The organism is Methylocapsa palsarum (genome assembly GCF_900114285.1).
Lineage (GTDB): Bacteria > Pseudomonadota > Alphaproteobacteria > Rhizobiales > Beijerinckiaceae > Methylocapsa > Methylocapsa palsarum.
Map to the genome: position 1 here is coordinate 1 of NZ_FOSN01000037.1, position 10,109 is coordinate 10,109.

Genomic DNA, 10,109 nt, shown 5'->3' on the forward strand with positions numbered 1-10,109 from the left:
CGGCATAGGTTTTGGCGCGCTTTCCCAGCACGTGGGCCGAAGCCGAACCGTCATGCTCGCCACCGCTCTGGCTGTGTTCGTACTGCCCTTCTGGGCCTTCGCCGCAACGCCGCTGACGCTGGGTGTGAGCGCCTTCGTGCTGATGGTCTGCGTTCAGGGCGCCTGGGGGGTGGTTCCGGCCTACCTGAACGAGCTGTCGCCGGCCGGAATCCGCGGCACATTCCCCGGCTTCGTCTACCAGGCCGGGAACCTGCTGGCCGCCGCCCTTTGGACTTTAGCGATGCCGAAAGCGCTGATGAGACGTTGACGAAATGCTCACGGAAATCATCGGAGTCTCACCTTTATAAGACGGGCCTGTCGAAAAGGTTGCGGAGTTTAACAATGATAATATTAATAGTTATGGCGGTGCTTGTTGGTTCCTTTGCGTCCGTCACGTCCGTTCGTGCACAAGGGTCCGATCCTTCTACTGGCCGCCGCCTCGCGGAGGCGGAAATGTAGTAGTTGCCATCAAATTGACCCCGCCTCAACAACTCCGAGTCCCAACTCTGCCGCGCCTAGTTTCATAGACATCAGTCGTATGCCTTCGACGAACGAACTTGCAATCAAAGTGTTTCTAAGGTCATCGCATCCGCCCATGCCCGACCTCATTTTGTCTCGCCGGGAAACCAACTCCGTCACTGCCTATATTCTCGCTCTTTCTCAGAAGCCGAATCGGCAACTAAATCGGTAATAGAACTATTGACGTTCACGATTAGTCGATTTTTTGGGTTCAAGTCGCAGTCTCTCGTGCAAATGGCAGGCGCGTCCCTTACATCACCTCGATGTTCAAACTCCACAACGCCCCATCAGGACCCGGTTCTGGGGCTACCCGCAAGAGTGCATTGACAAAACCGGCCCGCGCAATCTGGTGCATAGCTTCGCAGCAGACGTTGACGACCCCTCTGAACAGCCGCGTTGGGGCAAGATCCGCAAACAAAAGATCCTGGACGGACGAAGGTCCGCTCGCACCCTTCTCTGACATTTCATCGAGCTTTGCCGCGGGCTCAACCTGTTCACCAAGGCGATCGTGGCGATCGACGGCAGCAAGTTCAAAGCGGTCAACAATCGAGACAAAAACTTCACGCTGACTAAGGTCGCCAAGCGCATCGACCAGGTGGAGGCCAGCATCACGCGCTATCTGACGACCCTGGATCGGGCTGACCGTGAAGAGACGACATCGCCGAAGCCAAGACTTGCCGTATCAAGGATAAGATCGCCGGCCTGCGGCTCTCAAGGCGATGGAACGACAGGTTCAGGATGCGCCTGACAAGCAGGTGTCGCTGACCGATCCTGACGCCCGTTCAATGGCTACAAGCGGCCGGGGCACGGGCGTGGTCGGTTACAACGTGCAGACCGCTGTCGACGCCGAGCACCATCTGATCGTGGCGCACGAAGTGACCAACGTGGGCCACGATAGAACCCAGCTCGCGCCGATGGCGCGGAAGGCGCTGGCGGCGATCGGGTGCGAAGAGATCACGGCGCTGGCCGATCGCGGCTACTTCAATGGCGAGCAAGTGCTGGCGTGTGAAGGGACAGGCATCCTTCCCTGCATCCCAAAACCGTGTGGACGAGCGAAGGCGGTTTCTTCTCCCGCCATGACTTCACCTATGATGCTCAGAAGGATCACTACATCTGCCCGGCAGGACAAACGCTGACCAAGGGACTCGTGCGATCAGATCGAAAGGACGACATCGATAATTACCGTCATCTGACCGCGTGCTTCACTTGCGCCCTCAAGCCGAAGTGCACTCCGGACAAACTCAAGAGGCTTAAGCGCTGGCGTCACGAAGGCGTCCTCGACAAAATGCAAGCCCGCCTTGAGCATCGGCCAGACGCCATGCTGATTCGCAGGCAGACCGTCGAGCATCCCGGCACACTGAAATCATGGATGGGAAGCGCGCACTTCCTGACCAAGACCCTCAAAAATGTGCGAACTGAGATGAGCCTTCACGTTCTGGCCTACAACATCAAGAGAATCATCCGGATCTTCGGCGTCGGACCGCTCCTTGAGGCGATGCGGGCGTAATCGCTCGGCTTGATCCGTCTGCCCTCAACACCGCGAAGGTCCAGCCCTTCATAATCGCTGGCGAACACACCGCGTTTTTACACGGCCTCGGTCGCGAGCAGACCTCCCAATTCGGAAAAATCCAGGGCCGTGCTGTGGGTAGCCGTGATTTGCCTCTCTACTCCTTCGCGTTAAGAACCTTGTCCTGCGTCTTAGTCAGGAAGTCGCCCGCGTCGTGGCGCTCGTGCAATTGGCTGGACGGCTCGCCGAAGGTTCGATTGACCATTCGTCCTCTTTGCACGGCGGGCCGGGCGGCGACGGTGTCTGCCCAGCGCTGGAGATTGACGTAGCCCTGGACCTGGAGGAACTCACCGGCATCGTACAGGCGCCCTTTCGCCAAGCCGCCGTACCATGGCCAGACGGCTATGTCGGCGATCGTATAGCGATTGCCGGCCAAGTAGGCTTGATCGGCCAAGCGTTTGTCGAGCACATCGAGCTGCCGCTTCGCTTCCATCGCGAAGCGGTCGATCGCATATTCTATTTTTGTCGGCGCGTAGGCGTAAAAATGTCCAAACCCGCCGCCGAGATACGGAGCGCCGCCGACTTGCCAGAACAGCCATGACAGGCATTCCGGCTCGCCGCATCATGCGGCAGGAAAGCCTCGAACTTTTCGGCCAGATGCATGAGGATCGCCCCGGATTCGAAGATCCTGATTGGGGTCGGGCCACTTCGATCCACAAGCGCCGGGATTTTTGAATTCGGGTTCACCGAAACAAAACCGCTGCCAAATTGGTCGCCCTCGCCGATCTTAATCAGCCAGGCGTCATATTCTGCGCCGGCATGGCCTTGCTCGAGGAGTTCCTCGATCATGATAGTGACCTTCACGCCATTGGGAGTGGCGAGCGAATAGAGCTGTAACGGATGCCGGCCGACCGGCAGTTCCTTGTCATGCGTGGCGCCTGAGATAGGGCGATTAATGTTCGCGAACGCGCCGCCATTTTCTTTATCCCATCGCCAGACCTTAGGCGGCTTATAGACGGGATGGACGGCGATTTCCTCGGACATGGCGAAACTCCTCAATTCGCTCCAACGCAGGCCGCTGTGTCGTGTACTTGCGGAATTCGCTCCTCACCGCGCAAAACGGGTTACTTTCGGTGGCAAGCTGACCTTCACCGAAGCAGCGTCGAAGCGACATCATGATGCTCGCGCGTGGTGCTGTGCTTGCCCGGCGAATGTCTTTTCCCGACTCCGATCGTGAAATGACGAAAAATTCAAGTCGCCGCCGCTTCGACCAGAGTTTTTTGAGGCGTCCGACGTGTTGCGATGCCCTGCCGTGGCGGCATTCTCACCGCGCGGCGGGCTTCGTCGCGGCGCCAGGTCTGACTAGCGAATGATGCGCGGGCGCCAGACGCCAAGCACGATATTGGCGGTCGAGACGGCTAAAAGCACCCACATCGTGGCCGCTTCGCCCTCAGAGGCGCCGGCGAGCGTCGCGGGGTCAAGCCGGCCGGCGACGGCTTCGGCGCTGAGCCGGGCCTCGTCTTGGATCGGCGCGAGCGCGTGCAAGCCGCCCGCGAAGATCAGGATCCCCGTCGCGGCCTTGATCCAGGCCCAGCCGGAATTGTGAAAGGCGGGGGTCGCGGCGATCGCCAGGAGGCCCGGGATCAGCGTGAGGACGAACGAGGGGAGGAAGACCCATGTCGCGATCGCAGCCATCGCGCCGCGGGTCAGCGCGTAGCCGACCAGCGAACTCGGCGGCGGCGCAAGATTTTCGAGCACAAGCAGGGCGGCGAGCGAGCCCATGAACCCGACCGCCCCCATCGTATGGAGAAATTTTAGCAGGCGTCGCAAATCGTCCCGACGGCGTGTGTGGTAAACTATCCGAAAACTAACACAGCTGGGGGAATCGCGGTAGCGCCTTTGTCCCGGTCCTCAAAACCCTCTGATAAACGCATGCGGTTCTTCGGCTCCCCTTTCCGTAGATTCCGTTCAGTCGACTCTGAAGGTCTCGCGCAACCAACTCACGAGGCGCGCCTGATCGCTGAGGATATCCAATTCGGGTTCACGGACGGGGCGGAACCCATGTTTTTCAAGCAGATCCGCCATTCGAAGTCCGCGATTAGATGGGTTAACGACGGCTATGGTTTTCGTGGCGATTTCGACGGCAAGAGTGCGCGACATCGGCTTGACAGTCTGTGGCATTGATTTGGGACCTACGGGCTAAGCGCATCTCACGGCGATCGATTCGGCAGTTTGCACCGGCACAATTAGCACACTCGAAGGTGCCGGGGGTGACGCCAGCCGAGCCCCGGTCGCCCAAAGCCGCAGCAAACCCGCGCATTGCCGCGATCACGGCCGCGGTAAATAAGAGATGATTTGCGCCGCGCGCTCCGGGTCGTCAGAAATCGCCCGCCCGAGAAGGAATAATCCGGCGTTGAAACAAATTCAGGCCCGACCAACGAATGGATCGTGCGCTCCGGGCCTCTACGCCCTGGAGCGTACGCGGAGAGGCGAGTAGCGTGCGGATACAGGTATCATACAGGGGTTATTCTGGGTGGCGCTGATCGATTTCGTTCAAATGGAGTTTACCTGTTCGAGAGGGAACGATCGAAAGGGTGGACGCGTTAACCGCCTGCCGCCAGAATTTTAGGGTGCCGCGAAGCGATTTGGAGGCACCGTGCGTCGAGTGGTTTGGTTGCCGACTCCAGCAGCATAGTCCCAGACAAGAGAAAGATCTGGGCGGCTATACACGTAATCCTAGCTCGGTTTGCGTGTAGTTGGCCATTGTGACGGTGGTTTTCGCATTATGAGCTTCGGCTCCTCCACCGATGCATCGATGAAACCGTCATTGACTCTGGCATTTGCGATGGTGCTGCCAGCCCGGCCAACGCGCCGCCTGATCCCTGTTCATCGGGCCGGCGTTGCCGCCCGGCCCCCCTCTTCGCTCACTTTATCGGCAATGAGCAGGGCCCGGCGGCTCAGGCTGAACCTCTGCATTCAGATGCCCAATGGCGATCCACCTTACTCTGAATCGGAAATCTTATGGGGAAATCGTCATGAACGACATAATCCACGACAAGACCAATACCGACACTTTCGACATGAAGGGGAAGTGCCCCTTCGGCGGGGATCGCATCGGCGGCTCATTGGGTAGGCCGCCCACTCTTTCCGACTGGTATCCGGATCGGCTGAAGGTCGAGTTGCTTCACCAAAACGGGCCGCGCGCCAATCCGCTGGGCGACGCCTTCGATTACGCGAAGGCGTTCAACTCCATTGATTACGCCGCGCTGAAGCAGGACATCAAGGCATTCCTGACCTCGTCGGTCCCTTGGTGGCCGTCAGACTATGGCAATTATGGTCCGCAGATGATCCGCATGGCGTGGCACGCGGCCGGCACCTACCGCATTGCCGACGGTCGCGGCGGCGCCGGCGAGGCGCTGCAGCGCTTCGCGCCGATCAGCAGTTGGTGGGATAATGGCAACACCGACAAGTCACGCCGGCTGATTTGGCCGATCAAGCAGAAATACGGCAGCGCGCTGTCCTGGGGCGACCTGATGGTCCTGACTGGCAACTGCGCGCTCGAGATCATGGGATTTCCCACCTACGGGTTCGGCGGCGGTCGGCGCGACGCGTGGGAAGCGGATAACAGCACCTACTGGGGGCCCGAGGTCTGGGATCCCAAGAACGTGACGTCATCCGACAGCATGGTGACGCGCGACAAGCGGTGGCGCGGCAAGAACGGCGATGGAGACTATGACCTCGAGAACCCGCTTGCGGCGAGCCATCAAGCACTGATCTACGTGAATCCCGAGGGCCCTTACGCCAATGGCGACCCGATGGGCTCGGCGCGCGACATTCGCATCGCGTTCACCCGCATGGCCATGAACGACGAGGAAACCGTCGCCCTGATCGCCGGCGGCCACGCCTTCGGCAAGAGCCACGGCATGGTCAAGGCGGATGAGGTCGGCCCGCCGCCCGAGATCGCGCCGATCGAGGCGATGGGCCTTGGTTGGCAGAATCCCGAGGGCACCGGCTTCGCCGAATATACCATGACCAACGGCATCGAGGGGAGCTGGACGCCGAACCCAACCCAGTGGGACAACAGCTATCTGGAAAATCTGTTCAAATACGAGTGGCAGCAGACGAAGAGCCCTGCTGGCGCGCTGCAATGGACACCGACTGACCCCAATGCTCCCAAGACGCCGGATGCGCACACGCCCGGCAAGATGATTCCACTGATGATGATGACCAGCGATCTCGCGCTGAAGGTCGATCCCGACTATCGGAAGGTGTGTGAGAAGTTTCTCAACGATTTCGACGCTTTCACCCAGGCCTTCTCCAAGGCGTGGTACAAGCTGACCCATCGCGACATGGGGCCGCGTGAGCGCTATCTCGGGCCCGAAAAGAGGAACGAGGACGGTCTGCTGTGGCAGGATCCCATCCCGCCTTGCGATCATGACTTGATCGACGAGGCTGACATTGCTGCGCTTAAGCAATCGATCCTGGCTGCGGGTGTTTCACCGTCCGATCTCGTGTTCACTGCCTTCTCCGCCGCTGTGACGCATCGCAGCAGCGACAAGCGAGGCGGCGCCAACGGCGGGCGGCTGGCCCTCGCGCCGCAAAAGGATTGGGCAATCAACCGCCGAACCGTGCCGGTGATCACCGCACTCCGACCCGTAATGGAGGCGTTCAACGGCAAACAGATGGATGGTAAGAAGATATCGCTTGCAGACCTCATCGTGCTTGGCGGCTGCGCCGCGCTCGAAAAGGCGGCGGCCGATGCGGGCGTGGAGATCGCTGTTCCTTTCATGCCGGGCCGCCGCGACACGACGCAGGAGCTCACCGATATCGAGATGTTCGGGTGGTTGAAGCCCGTGGCTGACGGATTTCGCAATTATCTCGACGAAGGGTTCGAGGAAATCGCGCAGGGCGTGGCGCCTGAGGAAATGTTCCTCGACAAGGCGCGGCTCCTGTCGCTCACGGCGCCAGAGTGGGTGGCGATGGTGGGTGGCCTCAGGGCCATGAACGCCAATCACGACGGCTCCGCCCATGGCATCTTCACCGATCGCGTCGGCGTGCTCACCAACGACTTCTTCACAGTTCTGACGAGCATGGACTACGAATGGAAGAAAGCAGACGCAAAGGGCATGACCTTCTCGCTTGACGATCGCACCACGGGGGAGCAACGCTTCACGGCAACGCGGTGCGACCTTGTATTCGGCTCCAACAGCCAGTTGCGTGCGGTGGCGGAAGTCTATGCCAGCGGCGACGGCCACGCGCGTTTCGTGACGGACTTCGTAAAGGCGTGGGACAAGGTGATGATGCTCGACCGCTATGACATACATCTCCAAGACCTGCACGGCCGATAATTGGATTTGGAGCTCTCACCCAGGCGAGCTCCTTTTCCGTCGATCGGATATGAATGCGCCCCGTAAGCACGCCGAGTCGGTGGTGTTCGCTTTCGGCAGCTCCCCATTTTCATTAAACGACTTGAACGGGTGCTATGACGCCCGCGCCCCCACTTCGTGAACGGCTGCTTCGGGGAATGGCGGAAGCGCGTCACCGCCCCGGGGGTGAACGATGCCTCGTCGATCTTCGATAAGGGACAAACGCGTTGCGAATCGCGGCCGACTCGCCAAAGCCGATGCCGTGCACCGCGGCTGAACTTCTGATGTCGGGGCAGTTAGGCTTGGCATATTGATTAACGCACGGAACTGTGGCGCGTACTACGGAGGAGGTCGCCACCTTCAGCGCGTCAAAACTCCAGCAACTCGAGAGCGTGAAAATGACCGAATTCAAAGCCGACCCCTGCAAAGGCGTGTTCGATTCTTCGGAAACGAAAAATCTGTCCGAGGCGTTCGAGAAAGCTGACGAAATTATAAATCGTCCAGAGACCCCGCTCGAATCCGAGATCGACCGGGACGATCTTGCGCGCCACATTATTTCGGAAGCGCTCGAAGGCGAAACTCAGCCGGACCTGCTTTCGCGATCCGCCGTCGCCAAGATGTTGATTGAACAAAACGCCGATGCGACGGAGAAGCCGTCCAGCGACGCCGAGATCAAAGCACATTCTCAAGACGAAACCGTTAGGAAAGATCCGCCCAGCGCGCCTTAAGGGGGAAGGACGATTAGGAAACTGGCGGGCAAGAAGGAGCCTTTGTTCAGCGAGACTGCAACCAAGGCGCTAACGCACCGCTAGAAGTCGTCGAACACGGTTGAGACATACGCCCCCACTATGACTGGTTTCGGGACGAGCTTATTAGCGCTTGAACGACGTAGTTGGGTCGAAAGCTGAAATTCAAACTGAGACACTACCAAAATTGGAACAAAGTGGACATTGGCTAAATACGCGATCGATAGCCGCCTGGCGCCCATGCTCGTCGTTCAGTCGAACATTTGCTCTGCTCTGAATGTCCGGCGTCAGCGCCCATGAGACAAATCGGGGTATTTTCTGAAGGGAGATTTCTGGTTCATCTTAGCCCATTCAGGAGCGCAGATGAGACAGAAATCCGTGCCGGCGAAAGCCCCGGCAGAACAGCTTGTGAAAGATATTCGGCGCGAGACGCGTCGCCATTTCTCGGCAGAAGAGAAGATCCGCATCGTCCTCGAAGGCCTACGCGGCGAGGAGAGCATCTCCGAGTTGTGCCGACGCGAGGGGATCGCCTCGTCGCAATCGAACGCGTTCAGCCGCTCGGCGTCGAGGCGGCGCTGGCCGCTCTGGAGGCGCGCGGGCGTGAGGACGCCGCCAAACGCCGTCAGATCGAGCTGGCGCTGGAACAGGCTCGCTTCGAGGCTACGCACGCCCGACGGCAGTATGACGCAGTCGATCCCGACAATAGGTTGGTCGCGGGTGAACTTGAGCGGCGCTGGAATGAGCGCTTGAAGGAAGAGCAGCGCCTCCAAGAGGAACTCGAGGCCCTCGGCACAGCGCAGTCAGATGGCGTGAGCCCAGCCGAACGAAAGGCCCTGCTGAGGCTCGGCGCCGATGTCGAGCGCGCCTGGCACGCTGAAGGGGCCACCATCGCCACGCGCAAACGGATCGTTCGCATGCTGATCGAAGAGATTGTGGTGCGGATAGAAAAGGACAGCCTCGATCTCGTCATCCGTTGGACGGGCGACGATCACACAGCTTTGCGCGTGCGCAAGAACCGGAAGGGACAGCATCGCTGGTGCGTCGATGCCGATATAGTGGAGCTGGTGCGATCGCTGGCCCGTCAGACGCCGGACCCGACAATCGCCGCCATTCTCAACCGCACGGGGACGACGACCGGCAAAGGCAACTCCTGGACGCGCTCCCGCGTCACCACTCTGCGCAAACACAATAACATTGCCGTCTACCGCGAGGGCGAGCGCGCCGAGCGCGGCGAGGCGACGCTCGACGAGGCTGCGGAAGCGCTCAACGTCAGCCCTGCGACCGTCCGTCGTTTGATCGCCGACGGCGTGCTTCCCGCAAGTCAGCACTGCAAGGGCGCACCTTATGTGATCCTGGTGACGGACCTGGGAAGCGCCGATGTCGTCAAAGAGGCCGATGCGCGAAGGAAACGTTCATCGCGACCTCCGCCGTCTGCAAATCAGTCAAATTTACCCTTCGACTTTCAATGAGATGGAGAGATGAGCATTATGACGCGGGCTCGGACATGGCGAAAAGATAGAAATTGCGTCCGTGCGCGCCTATGCGTGCGACGGTCCCGATGGGATATTCCTTGCGCTTCCCCGGCCGCTTTGGGTTTTCCGTGTATTGCTCGTGGGCGAGCGACGCTTCGATCTGCCGGTCGATTTCGGCCGTCTGGCCTTCGAAGAATTGGATCGCAAGCTGGCCCTGCAGGCTGTCCCTAGCTATAAGTCCGCTGCTCATGTCCGTATCGAACGTAGAGCTGGAGCTGACGACAACCTCGCCCGGTATTTTGAACAAGTCGCCAATTGTCCGGCGTCAGCGCCCATGAGACAAATCGGGGTATTTTCTGAAGGGAGATTTCTGGTTCATCTTAGCCCATTCAGGAGCGCAGATGAGACAGAAATCCGTGCCGGCGAAAGCCCCGGCAGAACAGCTTGTGAAAGATATTCG

5 protein-coding genes and 4 pseudogenes are annotated in these 10,109 nt (G+C 59.6%); 6 read left to right on the forward strand and 3 right to left on the reverse strand.

Going from position 1 to position 10,109, the window contains the following annotated elements; all coding sequences use genetic code 11:
• Both BM177_RS18575 and BM177_RS18585 read left to right on the forward strand, forming a co-directional pair.
• Positions 1–307 (forward strand): annotated as a pseudogene (locus tag BM177_RS18575) (MFS transporter); the annotation flags it as partial.
• Between the two features lie 714 nt (positions 308–1,021).
• Positions 1,022–2,065: pseudogene (locus BM177_RS18585) on the forward strand (IS1182 family transposase); the annotation flags it as partial.
• Positions 2,066–2,222: 157 nt separating this feature from the next.
• On the opposite strand, the pseudogene yghU reads toward BM177_RS18585, so the two are convergent.
• Both yghU and BM177_RS18595 read right to left on the reverse strand, forming a co-directional pair.
• Positions 2,223–3,109 (reverse strand): annotated as a pseudogene (gene yghU / locus BM177_RS18590) (glutathione-dependent disulfide-bond oxidoreductase).
• Between the two features lie 318 nt (positions 3,110–3,427).
• Complete coding sequence (locus tag BM177_RS18595) at positions 3,428–3,895, reverse strand: hypothetical protein (protein WP_091686680.1); 468 nt, start codon at positions 3,893–3,895, stop codon at positions 3,428–3,430.
• Positions 3,896–5,100: 1,205 nt separating this feature from the next.
• Between BM177_RS18595 and katG the strand changes: the two genes are divergently transcribed.
• From katG to BM177_RS20270, 4 genes and pseudogenes are all read left to right on the forward strand, one after another.
• Positions 5,101–7,413, forward strand: a complete 2,313-nt coding sequence (gene katG, locus BM177_RS18605; RefSeq protein ID WP_091686691.1) for a catalase/peroxidase HPI — start codon at positions 5,101–5,103, stop codon at positions 7,411–7,413.
• Between the two features lie 347 nt (positions 7,414–7,760).
• On the forward strand, positions 7,761–8,159 hold the full coding sequence (locus BM177_RS18610; protein WP_091686686.1) for a hypothetical protein: 399 nt from the start codon (positions 7,761–7,763) through the stop codon (positions 8,157–8,159).
• A 381-nt stretch (positions 8,160–8,540) separates the two neighbouring features.
• Positions 8,541–8,753: pseudogene (locus BM177_RS18615) on the forward strand (transposase); the annotation flags it as partial.
• Between the two features lie 170 nt (positions 8,754–8,923).
• Entirely contained in the window at positions 8,924–9,646 is a 723-nt protein-coding gene (locus BM177_RS20270) for a helix-turn-helix domain-containing protein (protein WP_091686688.1), read from the forward strand.
• Positions 9,647–9,662: 16 nt separating this feature from the next.
• On the opposite strand, the gene BM177_RS18625 is transcribed toward BM177_RS20270, so the two are convergent.
• Positions 9,663–9,956 (reverse strand): macro domain-containing protein, encoded by a 294-nt coding sequence (locus BM177_RS18625; protein ID WP_244532447.1) that lies wholly within the window; start codon positions 9,954–9,956, stop codon positions 9,663–9,665.
• Between the last annotated feature and the right edge of the window lie 153 nt (positions 9,957–10,109).